20 protein-coding genes are annotated in these 19,794 nt (G+C 47.1%); 8 read left to right on the top strand and 12 right to left on the bottom strand.

The genetic code is table 11. The features are described from left to right. Positions 1-189 precede the first annotated feature (189 nt). Complete coding sequence (locus SO_RS02245; protein WP_011070821.1) at positions 190-603, top strand: DUF4156 domain-containing protein; 414 nt, start codon at positions 190-192, stop codon at positions 601-603. A 95-nt stretch (positions 604-698) separates the two neighbouring features. On the opposite strand, the gene ubiA is transcribed toward SO_RS02245, so the two are convergent. From ubiA to SO_RS02200, 8 genes are all read right to left on the bottom strand, one after another. Then, entirely contained in the window at positions 699-1,559 is an 861-nt protein-coding gene (ubiA, locus tag SO_RS02240; protein WP_011070820.1) for a 4-hydroxybenzoate octaprenyltransferase, read from the bottom strand. Positions 1,560-1,693: 134 nt separating this feature from the next. Continuing rightward, on the bottom strand, positions 1,694-3,862 hold the full coding sequence (gene uvrD, locus SO_RS02235; RefSeq protein WP_011070819.1) for a DNA helicase II: 2,169 nt from the start codon (positions 3,860-3,862) through the stop codon (positions 1,694-1,696). Positions 3,863-4,267: 405 nt separating this feature from the next. Then, positions 4,268-4,675 (bottom strand): type II toxin-antitoxin system YafO family toxin, encoded by a 408-nt coding sequence (locus SO_RS02230; protein WP_011070818.1) that lies wholly within the window; start codon positions 4,673-4,675, stop codon positions 4,268-4,270. Between the two features lie 21 nt (positions 4,676-4,696). Further along, complete coding sequence (locus SO_RS02225; RefSeq protein ID WP_011070817.1) at positions 4,697-5,245, bottom strand: toxin-antitoxin system antidote; 549 nt, start codon at positions 5,243-5,245, stop codon at positions 4,697-4,699. A 1,043-nt stretch (positions 5,246-6,288) separates the two neighbouring features. Then, complete coding sequence (locus SO_RS02215) at positions 6,289-6,696, bottom strand: NUDIX hydrolase (RefSeq protein ID WP_011070816.1); 408 nt, start codon at positions 6,694-6,696, stop codon at positions 6,289-6,291. Between the two features lie 34 nt (positions 6,697-6,730). After that, positions 6,731-7,609 carry a KPN_02809 family neutral zinc metallopeptidase gene (gene ypfJ, locus SO_RS02210; RefSeq protein ID WP_011070815.1) on the bottom strand — a complete coding sequence of 293 codons (879 nt, stop codon included), beginning with the start codon at positions 7,607-7,609 and terminating at the stop codon, positions 6,731-6,733. A gap of 47 nt (positions 7,610-7,656) precedes the next feature. Continuing rightward, entirely contained in the window at positions 7,657-8,082 is a 426-nt protein-coding gene (locus SO_RS02205; RefSeq protein ID WP_011070814.1) for a hypothetical protein, read from the bottom strand. A gap of 12 nt (positions 8,083-8,094) precedes the next feature. Further along, positions 8,095-8,328: a hypothetical protein gene (locus SO_RS02200; protein ID WP_011070813.1), complete on the bottom strand. Its 234-nt coding sequence runs from the start codon at positions 8,326-8,328 to the stop codon at positions 8,095-8,097. Positions 8,329-8,798: 470 nt separating this feature from the next. Between SO_RS02200 and SO_RS02195 the strand changes: the two genes are divergently transcribed. The 5 genes from SO_RS02195 (at position 8,799) to SO_RS02180 (ending at position 14,800) form a co-directional block, all read left to right on the top strand. Further along, positions 8,799-10,280: a helicase HerA-like domain-containing protein gene (locus SO_RS02195; RefSeq protein WP_011070812.1), complete on the top strand. Its 1,482-nt coding sequence runs from the start codon at positions 8,799-8,801 to the stop codon at positions 10,278-10,280. Between the two features lie 317 nt (positions 10,281-10,597). Next, positions 10,598-10,720, top strand: a complete 123-nt coding sequence (locus tag SO_RS23370; protein WP_011070811.1) for a hypothetical protein — start codon at positions 10,598-10,600, stop codon at positions 10,718-10,720. Positions 10,721-11,242: 522 nt separating this feature from the next. Further along, entirely contained in the window at positions 11,243-12,199 is a 957-nt protein-coding gene (locus tag SO_RS02190; protein ID WP_011070810.1) for a TAXI family TRAP transporter solute-binding subunit, read from the top strand. Between the two features lie 102 nt (positions 12,200-12,301). Further along, positions 12,302-14,335, top strand: a complete 2,034-nt coding sequence (locus SO_RS02185) for a TRAP transporter permease (RefSeq protein WP_011070809.1) — start codon at positions 12,302-12,304, stop codon at positions 14,333-14,335. A 42-nt stretch (positions 14,336-14,377) separates the two neighbouring features. Then, positions 14,378-14,800 (top strand): DUF1850 domain-containing protein, encoded by a 423-nt coding sequence (locus SO_RS02180; RefSeq protein WP_011070808.1) that lies wholly within the window; start codon positions 14,378-14,380, stop codon positions 14,798-14,800. On the opposite strand, the gene SO_RS02175 is transcribed toward SO_RS02180, so the two are convergent. Next, positions 14,797-15,132, bottom strand: a complete 336-nt coding sequence (locus tag SO_RS02175) for an FKBP-type peptidyl-prolyl cis-trans isomerase (protein ID WP_011070807.1) — start codon at positions 15,130-15,132, stop codon at positions 14,797-14,799. The two genes, SO_RS02180 and SO_RS02175, sit on opposite strands and share 4 nt — an antisense overlap. Positions 15,133-15,306: 174 nt before the next feature. Between SO_RS02175 and trxC the strand changes: the two genes are divergently transcribed. Both trxC and SO_RS02165 read left to right on the top strand, forming a co-directional pair. Further along, positions 15,307-15,729 carry a thioredoxin TrxC gene (trxC, locus tag SO_RS02170; RefSeq protein WP_011070806.1) on the top strand — a complete coding sequence of 141 codons (423 nt, stop codon included), beginning with the start codon at positions 15,307-15,309 and terminating at the stop codon, positions 15,727-15,729. Positions 15,730-16,166: 437 nt separating this feature from the next. Then, positions 16,167-17,339 carry an MFS transporter gene (locus tag SO_RS02165; protein ID WP_164925604.1) on the top strand — a complete coding sequence of 391 codons (1,173 nt, stop codon included), beginning with the start codon at positions 16,167-16,169 and terminating at the stop codon, positions 17,337-17,339. Positions 17,340-17,411: 72 nt separating this feature from the next. Here the strand turns inward: SO_RS02165 and SO_RS02160 are convergent, their stop codons facing one another. From SO_RS02160 to SO_RS02150, 3 genes are read right to left on the bottom strand one after another with little or no spacing between them, the layout of a single operon-like run. Next, positions 17,412-19,031: a PepSY-associated TM helix domain-containing protein gene (locus tag SO_RS02160; protein WP_011070804.1), complete on the bottom strand. Its 1,620-nt coding sequence runs from the start codon at positions 19,029-19,031 to the stop codon at positions 17,412-17,414. Between the two features lie 6 nt (positions 19,032-19,037). Then, positions 19,038-19,328: a hypothetical protein gene (locus SO_RS02155; RefSeq protein WP_011070803.1), complete on the bottom strand. Its 291-nt coding sequence runs from the start codon at positions 19,326-19,328 to the stop codon at positions 19,038-19,040. A 3-nt stretch (positions 19,329-19,331) separates the two neighbouring features. Continuing rightward, complete coding sequence (locus SO_RS02150) at positions 19,332-19,586, bottom strand: hypothetical protein (protein ID WP_011070802.1); 255 nt, start codon at positions 19,584-19,586, stop codon at positions 19,332-19,334. Positions 19,587-19,794: the final 208 nt, after the last annotated feature.

Genomic DNA, 19,794 nt, shown 5'->3' with positions numbered 1-19,794 from the left:
CGTACGACAGAGCGCCTTGATATGCGCAAAAATCTGCGCATTCAGTCAGAAAATAGATTTTTCGTTTCAAAATAATTATTTATAGCATTGATTTAGTTTGTCAAATTTAGATTATTCGACACTCATTACCCCGAGTTCAGGTTAAATAACCTATTACCTTAAAAATTAAATATCCATTAGGAGCTTAAATTGAAACATTTGCGTTTATTTACGCTACTCACCTTAATGACATTAGGGCTAAGCGGCTGTATTACCTTTCCAACGGCTGAATCTAGCCATGTTAAAGTCATTTGGAATAATCCTGCAGCGCTAAATAACTGTGTCCATAAGGGAACAATTTTTGGCTCGGAAGGGCATTTTTATGACTATTGGCTCCACAGCGACCAAGATATGGTGTGGGGCACATTGAATGAAATGCGCATCAAAGCGCATAAACTGAATGCAGACACTGTTTATCTATATGAAAATTTTGGATTTTTAAGTTCAGTCACGTTAATGGGTAATGCCTACGATTGCTCACAGGTTCCGCTGATAGACAAGCCAGCGTCTGAGCCAGATGCAGCAACCAATTCTAGCGAAATAAGCGAAGCGCCAAAGCAATAAGCACACGCTTTTAAGTCGCTAAAAAGCGTAAGTGTAAAATAGCCCGTCAATGTGCGGGCTTCTTATTGGAGCAATCACATTATTGGTTAATGCTATTAAAACAGGTAATCGGCACCTAAGCTGACAAACAATACTAAACCCGCCCAATTATTATTGAGGAAGGCTTTAAAGCAAGGGGCTCTTTCGCGGCCAAAAATAAGCATTTGCTGGTAAGTGCTAAAGCCAACGAAGGTGAGTAATCCCAAACCATAAACTAAACCTCGGTCGGCGCTCCAGCCCGCTGCGACAAAGCAAAAAAGCGCGGCAATTTGAAATAATCCAATGATTTGACGATCGTATTTGCCAAAAAGAATCGCGGTCGATTTAATACCTATCTTTAAATCATCATCCCTGTCGACCATGGCGTACATGGTATCGTAGGCTACTGTCCAGAACCAATTGGCGGCAAATAACCACCAGGCTTCAATCGGTACTTCGCCGGTTTGCGCCGCATAGGCCATAGGTATCGACCAGCTCCACACCACGCCCAAAAACATCTGCGGCATATTAGTCACGCGCTTCGTAAAGGGGTAGATAATGGTGAGGATAATGCCGACGACAGATAGCTTAACCACTAAACCATTGAGTAATAAGACCAATCCGAAGGCTGCTAAACCTAAAATGACAAACAGGAGCAGGGCTTCTTTGGTGCTGATTTCACCACTAGCAAGGGGGCGGGATTTGGTACGTTCAACATGGGAGTCGAGATCGCGGTCGGCATAGTCGTTAATAATGCAGCCACAGGCACGCATTATCACCACACCAATAATAAAGATAATGAGTACTTTAAGATCTGGCATCCCTCCGGCTGCTAGCACCAGCGCCATTAAACAGGGCCAGAGTAATAACAAAGTGCCAATAGGACGGTCGAGTCGAGTCAAACGGGAATACACATCCCACTTGTGCTTTAAATTCATTAACTAGCTACTCCCACCTAATTCTTTATCTCGTTTTTATCTCGGTTGCTAGGGCAAACATCATATACCCTAGCGAGCGTTGAAGCGAACTTATACCGATAAAAGCGGCCACAAAATCATGGCATTGGCGCTAATCAACGCGCCTCTAAGCGGGCGTAAGCGACCACCAACCATTTGCTGCCAAAATCGCTAAAATTCACCTGTACCCGCGCCTGTGCGCCACTGCCTTCAAAGTTAGTCACTTTGCCATCGCCAAATTTAGGATGATGCACTCTTTGGCCGACGCTAAAGCCGGTATCGTTGGCAACCGCCGATTTTTGGGTACTAAAACGATTATTGGCCATCGGTGTCGACACCTGCGCCTTTAAGCGGATCTCGTCCACATATTGCGGCGGGATTTCCTTAATAAAACGCGATGGCCGAGCATAATCTTCACGGCCATAAATCCGCCGAGATTCGGCATAGGTGATATAGAGTTTTTCCATCGCGCGGGTCATGCCCACGTAACAGAGGCGGCGTTCCTCATCGAGTCTGTCGCCCTCTTCGAGCGCCATCTTACTCGGGAAAATCCCCTCCTCGACACCCGCCATAAATACCATAGTAAACTCCAGCCCCTTGGCCGAGTGCAGAGTCATCAGTTGCACTGCATCGGTAAAGGCATCGGCCTGACCTTCGCCCGCCTCTAAGGCCGCATGGGATAAAAAGGCATTCAGCTCGCCCATATCCTCAAGCTCTTCAGGCATTTCGAAGGTGCGCGCGGCGGTGACGAGTTCCTCTAAGTTTTCGATACGAGCGTGGGCCTTTTCGCCCTTTTCTGCTTCGTACATAGCTTTAAGGCCAGAAGCTTGGATCACTGTGTCCGCCATCCGGTACAGCGCCATATCTTGAGTGTCTTCCTGCAGGGTGACGATAAGATCCATAAAGCCACGCACCGCTGAGGCGGCTCGGCCCGCGAGCACTTTTTCATCCAGCAGCCGTAAACACGCTTGCCATAACGTGAGCTCTTGCTGGCGCGCGGTAGTGCGTAAAATATCTAGAGTGCGATCGCCAATGCCTCGGGGCGGTGTATTAACCACGCGCTCGAAGGCGGCATCGTCATTTTTATTGCTGATTAGACGCATATAACCCATCGCGTCTTTAATCTCTTGGCGTTCGAAAAAGCGCAAACCACCGTAAATCCGATAGGCTAAGCCTTTGTGTAATAAGGCTTCTTCGAGCACGCGCGACTGGGCATTCGAGCGATATAAAATCGCGCAGTCACTTAAATTGCCGCCTTTTTCGTACCAATCATTGATCCGGCCGACAATAAAGCGCGCTTCGTCCATTTCGTTAAAGGCGCAGTAGAGGGAAATCGGCTCACCATCGGCTTCGTCGGTCCACAGCTCTTTACCTAAACGCTCGGGGTTATTGGCAATAAGGGCATTTGACGCCTTCAAAATATTGCCCTTGGAGCGATAATTTTGTTCGAGGCGAATCGTGGTCGCCGTCGGGAAATCCTTCAGGAAGCGGTGCAGGTTTTCAACCTGAGCGCCGCGCCAACCGTAAATGGATTGGTCGTCGTCACCGACGATCATCACATTGGCGGTTTGGCCGGCTAGCATGCGGATCCAAGCGTATTGAATGGCGTTGGTATCTTGGAACTCGTCCACCAGAATATGCTTAAAACGTTCTTGATAATGCGCCAGCAAATGCGGCTTATTGAGCCAAAGCTCGTGGGCACGTAATAGGATTTCGGCAAAATCGACAAGGCCAGCGCGATCGCAAGACTCTTGATAAACCTGATAAATCTTCAGCAGGTTTTGCTCAATCGGAAAACCACCCGCATCGATATGCTTAGGCCGTAATCCTTGGTCTTTTTTACCATTGATATAACCCTGCGCCTGACGAGGAGGATATTGTTTTTCATCCAGATTCAAACTTTTAAGGATGCGTTTCAGCAAACGCAGCTGATCGTCCGAATCAAGAATTTGGAAGCTTTGCGGTAGTCCCGCATCTTGGAAGTGAGTGCGTAATAAACGATGCGCCAGCCCGTGGAAGGTGCCAATCCACATCCGCCCCATATTGGTGCCAGCGACTTTTTCAACCCGCTCGCGCATCTCAGCCGCGGCTTTATTGGTAAACGTCACGGCTAAAATCGAGTAAGGACTCTGCTGTTCAACCTGCATTAACCACGCGATACGGTGAGTTAACACCCGCGTTTTACCACTGCCCGCCCCCGCAAGCACTAACATGCTAGATTGCGGTGCCGCGACAGCCTCGCGCTGTTTATCATTCAGGCCGTCTAGTAAAGAAGATACGTCCATTCTCGCCTCCAAAAAATCGAGGGAGCATTATAACAGAAGAAATCCCACCTGCGCGCCTGATCCACAAGACAAGAGGCTCGAGACTATAGCCATAAGGTGAATGACAAGTTGCCGTACCTTGGTTTGCGCTTATGTCGTAATGACTACATTGATTAAGCACTGTCATTCCAGTGACTCGCAGCAAGCACATCCCTGTGTGCTCGACGACGGCATCCATGCCGTCAACGGTCACTTCCATGACAGCGCTTAATCTTGCAATCCCCTACAGTCATCCGAACCCTTTCTTACAAGCATGCACCGTGTAAATTTAATGATGGATGGCTCGTTATTTTGAGCGGCTTATATTCATGATGGAACAATTTTTAATTGGCAGGATTATATAAACAAAACCCGCAAAGTGCGGATTTAAAATTTTGTTCTGAAGTTATCAGCGACAACTTTATATTTGATAATCAGACTATAATTATTTGCACGACTTCGTTCATGTGCTTTTTCACTAAGGAAATCTATTACACGTATTGCATCTTCATCAAAATAACCGAATGTATAAACAATATAAGAATTACTTGTCTTTGCTGCATTCCAAGTGTCTGGACAAGAAATACCCTTAACAAATATATGAATATGGTGTATTTCAGAATCTTGAACATGACTAGGATCACGGTATGGTGCATCTTTTCCAAGATAAGCAACGCGTTTAGTCTTTTCTGAATTAAAGTAAAGCTCTAGATCTTCCTTTAGTTGAGTCAGCTTGAACCCCTTGGCTGCAAGCTGGTTTTCTAAATTGTCTTCAAATGTTACTGTTGCTGCCACTACACGTCCCTATGAATAGTGTTAATGTGTTGGGTACAAGTTTTCGCTAACTTGATAAGCGGCAGTAATAAACTTTTCAGTTGGTTCAAAAGCAGAATTATTAATAGTTTCTACTTCACCCATTTTATCTTTATAAAAGGCAACAATATTACTGATGTTTTTACGCACCTGACCATGTATGGCAACTAAATGTCTGAATGATTCATACACTTCATCACCATGTTCTTCTTTGATAGAATCAGCTTCATTCACTAAAACTCCCTTCATAAACTCACTCATTCCACGTGAGAATAGTTCAAGATTTTTTAGTTGTTCATACTGACTGTGGTCAACGGTTTCAATATCATTACAAAGATTGTAATAATGTTCTCTGAAACTTTTAAGGATACACGCAAGCTCTTCCCTGCGACTTTCTATGGAGCTCAGCACAGAAGTTGCGCTAGTCACGTCCTCACAATGGCGATTACAAACGGTGTGTTGCTTTGATGCAAGCATGCTAGCTTCAACAGTAGGAGTTGAAGCAAAGGCTGACATGATGGTGGCGATTAGCATAGCAGATCCCCCCTTCATAATAATTACTCCGTATTTATTATAGCAGCTTAGACACAAAAGGCCTGTTACGTAGCGTAAACAGACCAACTTCTAAGGCCGCGACATTATCCATTTCCCTGAATAAAATACAAGCGATTTAGACACGCTTCTGTCAAAAAACCTTGTACCTTATTATCCACTCTACATGAGAAATACCAAATTACAAACAGATAACAAAAGATATTTTGATATCTGTGACAGAGTGTAAATGCTTTAAGTACTGTGATTACATACAGTACAAGAGGCAGAACATCCACAACTCTTTGATGCTTTAAGTGACCAACAGACAACTCAACAATCACAGGAATACGCCATCCCCTCGGAGTTGCCGCAGGGCATTTGCGTTCTTTGCGTAATCGAGGCATGGATGCCGAGATAGCGTCAGTCGAATCAGGGACGAGCGTCTGACGCGGTAGCATTAGAACGCTTAATGCACAAGGGGCTTTCAACTCCGTAAGGGGCGTCTTGGAGCATCCAAGGAGGATAGGACGAGCAGTCCTCCTTGGTCGGGTGTGGGGTGAAGCCCCACGACTTTGACTTTGATTTTATTAAAGAAATCAAACAGGGTTTGGGCTGCGCCCTCCAACAAGCAGAAACAGGACGTCCACCACTCTTTAATGCTTTAAGTGACCAATAGACAACTCAACAATCAAAGAAATACACCATCCCCTCGGAGTTGCCGCAGGGCATTTGCGTTCTTTGCGTGAGCGAGGCATGGTCGCTCACGTGCATCCATACACTTCACGACATTCAGGCATCCTGCCTATCAGATGTCGAGATAGCGTCAGTCGAATCAAGGACGAGCGTCTGACGCGATAGCATTAGAACGCTTAATGCCCAAGGAGCTTTCAACTCCGTTAGGGGCGTCTTAGCTAATGTGAAAACAATAGGCAAGGAGGATAGGACGAGCAGTCCTCCTTGGTCGACTCTTGATTAAAAATCAGGGGGTGAAACCCCACGACTTTGAGTTTGCTTTCAAAAGCAATCAAACCAAGCAACTGCCCAATCTTACTGGCAAAACCTTAAAACTTTGCACTTACGACAACACCATTGAAATTAAGGCAATCTTTGATTCTTTGCTGCTGAACCGCACTAAGCGTGTCGATATCATGAAAGGCAAACTCTGAGTGCTCATGACTCAAGCGAATCATCGCATCGGCAGCAGCAAACTCACAACGAAAGATAAAGGCTTGGGATTGATAGGCACTGTGATAATACACGCCGCTTAGGTAGTGGATGTTAACCTCAAGCCCCAATTCCTCTTGGCATTCGCGCAGCAGCGCTTCGTGAATGGTCTCTCCTGGTTCTAAGGCGCCACCGGGTAAACCCCAAGCAAAATTGCCATAGTTCGCTTTGAGCAGCAGCACTTGCCCTAACTCATTGGTGATAACTGCATGACTACTGAGCCGAAACCTATCTTCAAATGCCATCTACCCATCCTACGTTGGCGCGATTACCAGCTCGCTATTTGCCATTAAAAGTATTGCAGCTGGCAGGTTTGCCGGAGGCAAAGCCGATATTAAACCATTTCACCCTGTCCGCCGAACTACCATGGGTAAAGGCTTCAGGTTGCACGGCGCGACCCGCCATTTTTTGCAGGCGATCATCCCCCACTGCACTGGCGGCGGCAATGCCTTCTTCTACATCGCCAGGCTCAAGCAAATTGAGCTGTCTATCGACATAATGACCCCACACGCCAGCATAACAATCGGCTTGCAATTCAAGGGCGACACTCAGTTGATTGGCCTGCGCCTTGCCAGCGGCTTGCTGCGCCTGACGCACTTTAGTGCTGGTGCCGAGTAAGTTCTGCACATGGTGACCCACCTCGTGGGCGATAACATATGCGAAGGCGAAATCCCCCGACGCCCCAAGCTTTTTCAGCTCTTCGAGAAAACTCAAGTCGATATACACTTTGCCGTCAGCGGGGCAATAGAAAGGCCCCGATTGCGCCTGCCCCATACCGCATCCGGTTGAGGTCATATTGCGATAAAGCACTAGCTTAGGTTCGACGTATTGCCCTTGCAGTAATTGATTCCAAACGGTCTCCGTCGTGCCAAGAATCGCCGCCACAAACTGGGCATTTTCATCTTGAGCAGCGGTATTGCTGGCCGACTGTGACTGACTAAACCCCGCTTGATTACTCGGCTCGAGGGATAATCCGCCAGTAAAGTATTGAAACGCAAAATATAGCCCGCCTAGTAGCAATATCACTCGGCCGATTTTAGTTTGCAGCAGAAAAGGCAATAACCTAAGCAAGAGCGCACTGGGCACCCCCGCCGAGGCCATCTGTTGGTCCCGTCTGTCTTCGATATTGGAGCTGCGGTCACTGTCACGCCAACGCATTGGATTTCCTCGGCTATGGGTATGCAATAGACATTTCAGTTTAGCCGTTATTTGGGATCATTCTGCTCAGTGGGCGCCTCTTTTAACGAACGCAAAAACAAGCCTAGTCCACCGAAGGCCAACACTAAAATCACGATCAAATCGAAGGCCGACATGGCTTTAAAGTGAAACTGAATCGAGCTAATGACGCCGGCAATTAAGGCGACTAACGCGCCTAAGGTGAGTAGCCAACCTAGCTTAGTCTTGCCATCAAAAAACACCATCACTATCCCGATGATAAACGGCAGCATTACCATGCCTGTAGTGATCGAAAATCCCTGTCCAAAGGCATTCATGCGGTAGAGGCCGTAACCTAGCCCAAAGCTGGAACTTAGCTGTATCGCATTGAATAATAGATAAAATCCCGCACACATCATACCCAGCCCGATAAAAAACTGGCCAATACCGCCCTGTGTTCCACCCGCTCCCTTCATATCAATCCTTTTCTATTGACGTTGTTTGATCGCCCGATCCACAGCTTCTTTAAGCTGTTGTTCCTCTTCAGCCTTTTTGGCCTTTTCATAGGCCGCTAACTGCTTATCCGCCTCCGCCACGCAGCGCTGCTTATCTAGCATTGGCTCATAGGGGTCGACATCCGTCCGAGCGGAACAGGCTAACTCAGCACAGCCAGAGGTCAATAATAATGTCGACAAGACTAACATAATCAATGGGGTTTTCATCTTAGGCGCCTCAATAAATGCAACAAAATGACTACACTTAGCCAAGCTAACACTGGCAAGCTTTACTAGGGCGTGTTGACGTTTCAGGGTTATTTTTGCAGCAATTTGGCTGGCTTTTATGCAAGGCAAAGTCCGTGCTGTGTAGTTATTCTACATAAACGGACGATAACGCGGCAGAAAAGCCAGCCAAATGCTGCCCGAAGGGTTCGTCTGGCAAGCCCTTGCTCTTTGTCACTCGTCATTTGAGTAGAATAACTACACATCATTCCTCGTTTCGCGAGCACGAACTTGCCAGAACGAACAAAATTTAATCTCGAAACGTCAACACGCCCTAAACCTGTATCAATTATGTGCTCATCGACATTGACAGAAATTGGCTAAAGGCAAACACTGGATGATGTTTTTTTATCCGCCCATGACCAACTCCCCCTTGGTTCACCTTGGGGTGTTAATTAAGACAAGGACTGCGCTTGAATACTCTACTCTTAGATAAAGGTGAGCAACAGGTTCACTTAAATCTTAAATATGCCAACCGCCACGGGCTCATTGCGGGCGCTACAGGTACAGGCAAAACCGTTTCGCTGATGAGCCTAGCAGAGGGTTTCTCGCGCCAAGGGGTGCCAGTTTTTATCACCGATATTAAAGGCGATATTTCAGGGCTTGGCGTGGCGGGTACACCAAACGATAAGCTATTACAGCGGGCGGCTGAAATCGGGGTTGAGGGTTATCAAACCGAGGCAAATCCCGTCGTGTTCTGGGACTTAGCAGGGATTCAAGGACATCCGCTACGCACCACAGTAAGTGAAATGGGCCCCACCTTGCTTGGGCGCATCCTTGAGCTCAACGACACCCAAAGCAGCATTTTAGACATAGTGTTTCAACTGGCTGACGACCAAGGTTTATTGTTACTCGACCTTGACGATCTGCGCGCGATGCTGAACTTAGTGGCCGATGAGCGTAAAGACATCTCCGCCAAATATGGGTTAATTAGCGCCCAATCCCTCGCTGCTATTCAACGCTCAGTGCTTGGTTTAGAACGCGATGGCGGCAAAGACTTTTTCGGCGAGCCAGCATTGCAACTCGAAGACTTGATGCGCACTAACTTGCAAGGGCGCGGCATTATCAACCTGTTAGCCGCCAATAAACTAATCCTCACCCCTAACCTCTATTCCAGCTTCTTACTCTGGCTGCTATCAGAACTCTTTGAAAATTTACCCGAAGTCGGCGATCTCGATAAACCTAAATTAGTCTTCTTTATTGATGAGGCACACTTATTGTTTGAAGGTTGCCCAGCAAGTTTGCTTAAACGCATAGAGCAAATTATGCGGCTTATCCGCTCCAAGGGCGTCGGGGTATATTTCTGCTCGCAATTTCCCGACGACATTCCCAATGAAATTCTCGGTCAGCTCGGCAATCGCATTCAGCATGCCCTCAGGGCGTATACCCCAAGGGATCAAAAAGCCGTTAAAACCGCAGCCGAAACCTTTGTATCGAATCCTAAATTGGTGGTCAGCGAGGTAATTTCACAACTTGCCGTGGGCGAAGCCTTAGTGTCAACCCTTGCCGAGAAAGGTGTGCCAACTATGGTTGAGCGCACCTTGATAGCACCACCACGCTGCCGTATGGGGCCAGCCAATCCCGAGGAGTTAACCGCTATCCGCGCCCTGAGCCCGATAGGCGGCAAATACGATACCTTAATCAATCGCGAATCTGCCTATGAGCGACTGAATCAACGACATACCGACGAAACGAATGGCGTCAATACTGCACAGCCAGCCGCGAATGAGGCTGAACAAGGATGGTTGAGTGAACTGATTTTTGGCAATAAACGCCGTCAAGGGTTGGCCGAAACCTTGTCCAAACAAGCAGCAAGAACCGTTGGTAATCAACTCGGGAAACAAATTTTACGCGGTTTACTCGGCGGTATACTCGGAAAATCGACCCGTAGGTAAATTGATGAAATTTGTAAATACCGTGTCCTGATTCGCATATTTTATATACAGATTCGCACTAGCGTTAGCGTGAATTATTCTAAGCAGCGAGTGGATCTTCCTTAGGATTTAGGTGATAAGATTATTTTGCGAGTACAGCTCAGAGAGGCAAACAAATTCAAATAAATTACCAATCGTTTTAAATAGTTGTGATTTAAAAATGGTGTAATTCGAGTTTAAACGTTTCGCTTTAATCAGGACATCATGGAACGGGTTTTACGCAAATGGCTTACATGATTAGCCTGATGAACAACCACTGAAAGTACATGGAGTTAACTATGAGTAAAGAGCAAAAAAATCGCAAAGAGGCCAAGAAAAAGCCGTTAATGTCGATGAAGGAAAAACGCGCTGCAAAGCACGCCAAAAACGCGACTAAAGGTCTCCTCGATAACGTTAAGTAATATTGTGACACCTTAGGGTGCGCCTCCAATATCTTGATTAAGGGTTAACTACGGTTAGCCCTTTTTGTTAACCCGTTTTTTATTCTCACCTCCCACTAGGGCGTGTTGACGTTTCAGGGTTATTTTTGCAGTAAAGGAAAAAATCTTAGCAACTGATTTTTACATGCCCACTCGCTAACACACCTTTATTTAGAAAGTCACCTAGACAAAAGCAATATCCACATTACTTGAGTCTTTTGTTAAGGTTTTATTCACCTAGATCACCAAGAAGCACAACCGTAGCTAAGTTCTCGATTTATTAGCCTATTCCAGCATCGCCATCGCTGTACCCGACACTCGATCGCCCTGCAGCAAGAGACATCATAAGCCTAATAAATCACAGTTATAGCTGCATCGATACTCGCGTTAAAGCTTGTATTTTGAACAGATTTGGGTATATAAGGTCTTTGACTTGAATAACTCATCAACGATATCGACTTTACTCACCTTATATAACACAATAATAAATAAGGATATTTCAGCATGAAAATCAATAAACGCTTTATCGCCGTAAGCGCCGCTCTCACCCTCTCACTCAGTGCAGCCACTATGGCGGCCGCGCCAGCCTTTATCAATATTTTGACCGGTGGCACCAGTGGTGTGTATTACCCAATTGGTGTGGCACTGTCGCAACTCTACGGTACAGGGATTGAAGGCGCGAAGACCTCTGTGCAAGCGACTAAGGCCTCAGTTGAAAATCTTAACTTACTCCAAGCGGGTCGTGGTGAGCTGGCCTTAGCCTTAGGTGATTCAGTGGCTGCGGCCTATCAGGGCGATGCCGATGCAGGCTTTAAAAAACCGTTAGATAAGGTTCGTGTACTCGCGGCGGCTTATCCTAACTATATTCAAATTGTGGCGAGTAAAGAATCAGGTATCAAAACCTTAGCCGATTTAAAAGGTAAACGTATCTCTGTTGGCGCACCTAAATCGGGCACAGAACTCAATGCTCGCGCCATCTTCAAAGCGGCCGGTTTAAGCTATGAGGATATGGGCAAGGTAGAGTTTTTACCTTACGCCGAATCCGTTGAGCTGATTAAAAACCGTCAGTTAGATGCAACCTTACAGTCCTCAGGCTTAGGTATGGCTGCAATTCGCGATTTGGCAACGACTATGCCAATTAACTTTGTTGAAGTCCCCGAGGATGTCATCCTCAAAATTAATAATCCAGCCTACCAGCATGGGGTGATCCCCGCATCGACCTATGAAGGTCAAACTGCTGATGTCTCAACGGTTGCCATTCAAAACCTATTTGTCACTCAAACGGGTGTCTCAGACGATTTAGCCTATCAAATGACTAAACTGATGTTTGAGCATTTAGATCGTCTCGGTAACGCACACTCAGCGGCGAAGGCCATTCAATTAGACAAGGCAACCAAAAACCTGCCAGCGCCGCTGCACCCTGGTGCGGAGCGTTATTTCAAAGAAGTTGGTGCACTCTAAGGGTGTAACCTCAATCTGTGCGACCCTTTTCCAGCTAAGCACTTGGGTGATGCACCCAAGTGCTGCGTCGCCCTCTGTAGTCTAATGCTGTGAGGCATAAATATGAGCGATTCCGAACAAGGCCTAAGTGCAAATACCAGTGACTGGCCCAAAGCGCTGTTTTATTCAGCGCTTATTTTCTCGATTTTCCAAATCATTACCGCTGCATTTCACCCCGTATCAACCCAAGTGCTGCGGGCAACCCACGTTGGTTTTTTACTTTTGGTGGTTTTTTTAAGCTATCCCGCTGTGGGCAAATCTCGACCTTGGCAACCCTTAGCTTGGCTGCTTGGCCTTGCAGGTATGGCAACGGCTGCCTATCAATGGATTTTTGAGGCCGATCTGATCCAACGATCGGGTGAGTTAACCGATGCCGATATGGTCATGGGTATTATTTTGATTGTATTAGTCTTTGAAGCCGCGCGGCGGGTGATGGGTTGGGCATTACCGATCATTTGCTGTATCTTTTTGGCCTATGGCTTATTCGGCCAATATCTCCCCGGTGACTTAATGCACCGCGGCTATGGCGTTGACCAAATTATCAATCAGTTATCATTTGGAACCGAGGGACTCTACGGCACCCCAACCTATGTGTCGGCAACCTATATCTTCCTGTTTATTCTATTTGGTGCCTTTTTAGAGCAGGCGGGAATGATCCGTTTGTTTACCGATTTTGCAATGGGACTATTTGGCCATAAACTGGGTGGCCCAGCAAAAGTGGCCGTAGTGTCATCCGCCTTGATGGGAACTATCACAGGTTCTGGTGTCGCCAACGTGGTGACTACAGGGCAATTTACCATTCCTCTGATGAAACGCTTTGGTTACCGTCCCGCCTTTGCCGGTGGTGTTGAAGCAACCTCCAGTATGGGTAGCCAAATCATGCCGCCCATTATGGGCGCGGTTGCCTTTATCATGGCTGAAACCATTAACGTGCCGTTTATTGAAATAGCCAAAGCGGCCTTACTACCAGCGTTACTGTATTTTTGCTCCGTTTTTTGGATGGTGCATTTAGAAGCCAAACGCGCCAATCTTTGTGGCTTGCCCAAAGATCAGTGTCCCGATCCTTGGGCGGCGGTTAAAGCGCGTTGGTATCTGCTTATTCCGTTGTTTATTTTGGTTTATTTGCTGTTTTCCGGTAGAACGCCCCTGTTCTCTGGCATGGTCGGTTTAGCCCTGACTTCGATAGTGATATTAGGTTCAGCCATTGTGCTGCGTCTGCCTTCTAATGCCTTACGTTTTGCCTTTTGGATTGCCCTTGGCGTGCTGTGCGCGGGCTTCTTTCAGATGGGGATTGGCGTGGTATTTGGGGTCATTGCCATACTCGTTGCCATTTGTTGGTTTATCAAAGGCGGTAAAGATACTCTGACCATTTGCTTACATGCATTGGTTGAAGGTGCGCGCCATGCTGTACCTGTTGGGATTGCTTGCGCCTTAGTAGGGGTGATCATCGGTATTGTCTCGCTCACGGGGATTGCTTCTACTTTTGCCAGCTATATTCTCGCCGTGGGGCAGGATAACCTGTTCTTATCCTTAGTATTAACCATGATCACTTGTCTGGTATTAGGCATGGGAATTCCGACCATCCCTAACTACATTATCACCAGCTCAATTGCTGCGCCTGCATTATTGGATTTAGGCGTGCCGCTGATCGTCTCCCATATGTTTGTGTTTTACTTTGGGATTATGGCTGACTTAACGCCACCCGTTGCCTTAGCCTGTTTTGCGGCCGCGCCGATTGCAAAGGAGTCGGGGTTTAAGATCAGTCTGTGGGCGATTCGTATCGCCATTGCAGGCTTTGTGATCCCCTTTATGGCGGTTTACGATCCGGCCCTAATGCTCCAAAGCGATAGCTGGTTAGCCACTATTTATGTGCTGATTAAAGTCACTGTCGCCATTGGAATTTGGGGCGTGGTCTTTACTGGCTACCTGCTGCAAAAGCTGTATCTGTGGGAGAGGGTCATCGGCTTCCTTGCGGGGGGTAGTTTGATCCTTGCGACCCCTCTGAGTGATGAAATTGGCTTTGGACTGGCGCTACTGTTTATCGTGCAACACAGCTTACGCGCGCGCAAACTCAAACGTCTTGCAGCGCAAGGATAAGTCCTTGGGATTGCTAGCCTTGAAGATGTCGAGGGTAACTCAATGCTAGGCCTGTGCTTAGGCCTCGCGGGCACACTGTGGGCACAAGTGCCCACAGAGCACTTTACCTTAGCTTGGAACCACAGCATCGAAAAAATCCGCTGGGAGGAGGACTATCAGCTCACGCCTCAAGGCTTAGTGTTAGTTGAAGCCAGAGTGAAAGGCACAGGGGCGGGTATGGAAATCCCCGATGATGCCGTGTTTAACAATGGTAGTTGGCATTATCGGCCTAAGTTACCAACGCTGCCCAAATTAACCCTAGGCCGAACGCCGGAGGCGGGCGACTATGACTTGTGTTTTGCCAACCGCAAAAGTGAAGCAAGCTGTTATCCACTGGCGTACTGGATTGGCAAACCTGAAAAACAGCAGGCAAAAGTAGAAGTGTGGGGATGCGAGCTGATACGCACTCCCCAGTATCCGGATTAGTCGCGAGTCAGCACTTCAAGCAATTCGATTTCAAAGGTGAGATCAGAATTTGGTTTGATATGAGCCCCAACTTGGCGCTCACCATAGGCTAAATGAGCTGGCACCAATAACTTGCGTTTGCCGCCCACTTTCATCCCCATAATCCCTTGGTCCCAGCCTTTAATCACTCGGCCAGTCCCAATCACACATTGAAATGCCTGACCACGGTCATAGGAGGAATCGAACTGCGTACCATCCTGTAAAAATCCCCGGTATTGGGTAGTGATCAACGCGCCTTTTACAGCTTCTTTTCCATCACCGACAACCAGATCGATTATTTCTAATTCAGTCATTTAATTAATCTCTTACTCTTCACTTAACACAGTGACTTATCAAAGTGCCTATTCTAACATCGCCAGCCAAGCTTGTCGGCGCGTGCCATCTATTTTGTGGCGCGCCTGACGTTCCTTTAAATTCGCCGCAGCGCCCCCATATCTAAATCGTGCATTGAGCTAAGGAGCCATTCCATGATTATTGCTTGCCCCCACTGTGACACCTTAAACCGTGTACCCAACGAGCGGTTAACTGAACAACCAACCTGTGGCAAATGTAAACAAAGTCTGTTTGCGGCAGCCCCCATCGAGCTCACAAGCGCCAATTTTATCAATCATGCCCATAAATCAGAGTTACCCATAGTTGTTGATTTTTGGGCCAGTTGGTGCGGCCCCTGTAAAAGTTTTGCGCCTATATTTTCTGATGCCGCAAAAGCATGGGAGCCAAGGTTCCGCTTCGGTAAGATCAATACTGAAGAACAACAATCACTTGCAGCTCAATTTAATATTCGCTCCATTCCTACCTTAATGATTTTTAAACAGGGGCATATTATCGCCCAGCAATCAGGAGCCTTACCCAGAACGGCACTCGACCAGTGGCTAAAGGGTTATCGTTAATTTGTGCTCCCATAAAATTACCCAGCTAAGCTGGGTAATTTTTACCTCGATATGACCAGAACCATAAACGATCTCATTGGCCAGCGTCGGCACTGGCAGCATAAAGGCGAACACGGCAAATACAGACAGCCACATATTGTTACAGCCAAAGAGGCCATTCAGTGGGTGAGCAACACACTCTTACCCGTAGTTTTAAGCACAGCACTTAGGGTCAAACCACCAGCAAAATTGCTGAAAAAATACCCCCGCAAACCTCAATACCCCTAATATGCTGCAAACCAATAACATTTAAATTTCATTATCTATATGAATAATAAACACAAATATTATTCACCACCTCAGTCAATCTTACTCACTTTACCCCGTGAGCAATCCAGCCTAAAGTCGCGCTCGCAACCTCGCCTCCTGTTTATTTTTTTACCTGTTTGGTACCGCTTGTGGAAAATATGCTGTTAGCTCAACCCAATCAAAAGCCAGGGCTATTTGTTCCAGTGGCTGGACTCAGTCTATTTGCCTTGGCGTCAGGCTACTTGATGAGTTTGATCCCGCTCTCGCTCACTTACTTTGATCTAAGCCTTGATCTTGCGCCTTGGCTGGCGAGTATTTTCTACCTCGGCTTATTACTGGGCGCACCTTGTATTGCGCCGATAGTCAGCCGCATAGGCCACAGTAAGGCCTTTATTTTGTTCTTAAATATCTTACTGTGCAGCGTTGTAGTTATGGTGTTACTGCCGCAGACAAGTATCTGGTTGGCATCACGGTTGATCGCGGGCTTGGCCGTTGCGGGGATTTTTGTGGTGGTTGAGTCCTGGTTACTAATGGCCGATACCCAAAAACAACGGGCAAAACGCTTAGGCTTATATATGACAGCCCTCTACGGCGGCACCGCCATTGGACAGCTCGCCGTAGATTATTTAGGCACCACAGGTAATTTACCCTATTTGGTGGTAATTGGTTTGCTGGCTGCGGCCAGTTTACCCGCACTTTTGGTTAAACGCGGCCAACCGCAGTCAAGTGAACAACACTCTATTGCCCTTTCCGACCTAAAAACCCTGAGTAAACCCGCCATTGCAGGCTGTTTAGTTTCAGGATTATTACTCGGCCCCATCTACGGTTTATTACCTATCTATGTATCGCAGGACATGGGGTTTGCCCAGCAAACGGGGCAATTTATGGCACTGATTATCTTGGGCGGTATGATAGTCCAGCCCTTAGTGAGCTATTTATCTCCCCGCATTCAAAAGAGTGTGTTAATGATCGCCTTTTGCTTAGTGGGTGCTGCTGCGCTGTTATTACTGATGCAAACATCGCTTGTGGGATTATGGTTGGGTTTTGTGTTACTCGGTGCTTGCGCCTTTGCCCTTTACCCCATAGCCATTAGTCTGGCGTGCGATCACTTGCCTAGCAGCCAAATAGTCTCCGCCACTCAGATTATGTTGCTAAGCTATTCTGTGGGTTCGGTTATCGGCCCCGTTGCCGCCAGTCGTTTTGATGATATAGAACATGGCTTACCACTCTACTTAGCAGCAAGCTTTTTAATGACGGCTTGCTACTTAAGCGCACACTTACTCGCACGAAGCAAGGCCCGCCTACCCACTGCGAAAGCTTAGTCCAGAGCCGTTAATGTTAAGTCTCTACACAGTGTGAATAGCAATGGGCGCCGATAACTGCGCCCATTGTGATTACGATGTTTGCTGGGTTAATTCTGCCACTGGCACTGTGGCGGCAATGGCCCAGACACTGTCCTGTGGCCCATTAAGCACCCGATGACGAGTAAGCTTGTAACCATAAAAAAACACCCCGCTAAAGGCTAACGCCACCAGATCAACACCCCAAGTCGCTGTAGAATAAGGCGCCCACAAACCTAAACTTGGCGCGAATACCGCAACTAAAGACGTGATTGGCATCGCCAATGTAGCCAAGGCGCACAAAGGCAAAATCAGTAACGCCGCCTTGGCTGCGCCACGCCAAAAGGCGTAAGCCACCAGCAATCCAAACAGCAGATAATATAGCCACAAATAGACGTGGTTAATATTGCTAACGTGGGCATATAACCATTTACCCAGCAGCATACTTACCGCTAAAGCGGCAACAGAGCCAAGGCAAATCCCCACTGTAGCGCTGGCCATTAAACGACAAGCACGGGTTTGCTCGCTCGCCTGCTTTTTACGGCGTTTTTCCAGCCACAGTAAATTGCCACTGTAGAATAAAAAGGCGCCGCTTAACCCTAAAAAGAAATACACCCAGCGACCGAGGTCGCCACCATAACTGCCAAAGTGCAACCCAAAGAATACCGCAACGGTTCTAGCCCAGATGCCCTGCTCACTTTGATCAATCGTGCTATTGGACACCTTAAGACTGTAAGGATGCAGGTATAAGAAATCAGTAACGGGTCCACGCATAAAACCATTTGGGTTATATAACCCCAACCGCAAGGTCGCACGGGGATTATCCAAGTTCATAAAGGTCATTTCATTCACTTGATAATCGGGAGCAATTTGCTGCACTTTGGCCAGTACAGTTGTGATCTTTGGCAAATCGGCGAGTGTGTAAGGCGTTCTGTCCGGCGCCGATTGGGCAAATAATGGTTTTTCACCATAAACCATATGCTTAAGCCCATCGTAAAGCTGATCATGGAAAGCAAACACAATCACAGTTACACATATCACCAGATGAAACGGCAGGCTGGTAATCCCCACTAAGTTATGGGCATCGAGCCAAAAACGACTCTCACCTTTATCTTTACGCAGGGCGAAAAAGCTCTTGGTTAAGGTGGGTAGTAAAAAAATCACCCCAGAAACCAATGCCAAGAAGTATAAAACGGCGGCTATCCCCAACACATAGACACCGGCCTGATCGTGACCGACTTCGCCCGCAATCCCCGCGGTGCGGTGTAATTGGTCAATCAATTCTGCTAACTCACTTGATGTACTTAACTGTCTAAGTAGCAGCCCATTTTCATCAAGGCTTGCATGCCAAAGCTGGTGACTCATGCTGAGCTCACGCTCCGAACCCTGTTGATACCAGGTCATCGGCGATTGATGTTCATCATTTAAGTGCAAACTAAAACCGATTTTGGCCTTATCATCCTGCGCTAACACTTGCGACACTAAGTCATCCAGTTTCTCAGCGGGCACTTGGGGCAAAGTCATGGCTGGCGGCATTGACCAAGCGTCAATCGCCCCTTTAAACATCGTGAGCGAGCCAGCATAAAAGCCAATAAACAATACGATTCCGGCGATGATCCCTGTCCAAATATGGATAGACTGATACACCCTTAATACATCACTGCGAACTTTCATCCCTGATCACCTAAAGGCATATAACACTATATAAGTCAAAATGTTAAGCAGACTCAAATAGCCGATTGCCCTGAGTCCGGTCTTAAACAGAAAGCTAAAACTTAAGATCAATAACCAGATGGGTGTAATTAGCCACATGTTGAACTGCACTTTGGTATCGGCGTCGATACCGCCAGGGCCAAACCAGGCAAATAACCCCACCAATCCAAGCGCTAAAGTAAATCCTAAAATCAATCCCGCCAGAGACTTAGTCCACCAGTCGGGTTGTAATTTGTCCTGCTCAGCTAAACGCGCCATGAGTTATTTCCGACCGATAAGAGAGAGAAAAGGCACCAACCCCGTCAATAACATCAACAGGGCTAACCAAATAAAAATAGCGGCGCTAAGGGTAAATAGACTGAGCCAACCGATTAAGCTGGCAAAGGCAACACCATAGGCGAGTAACCGCCAAGGCCGCTGAGGAAGGGAGCTTGCAAACAGTTTTTGCTGCTTATTCGTCAAATAAAATAACAAGCAGGCCAGAAGCGTCGACAACAGGAATATAAGTTGCAACACGGGATGTTTTCCTCTCACCACAAAGCGTTAGCATTCGAATCCACTTGCCTATACGCGCTCGACATCCTGTAAAAAGGTAACAGCATGAAAGCAATGGAAGAATCTTAGTTTTGGGACTCTAGCACTGATGAGAATAGTTCGCAATAAGATTTACACTGTAAGGATGGGATGTGATACGCCAGTCACAAATTGATAAGCCAGCCCCCTA

This window comes from Shewanella oneidensis MR-1, assembly GCF_000146165.2.
Classification (GTDB): domain Bacteria; phylum Pseudomonadota; class Gammaproteobacteria; order Enterobacterales; family Shewanellaceae; genus Shewanella; species Shewanella oneidensis.
Note: the sequence above shows the minus strand (reverse complement) of the source record. Positions and strands in the feature narration are given on the sequence as shown.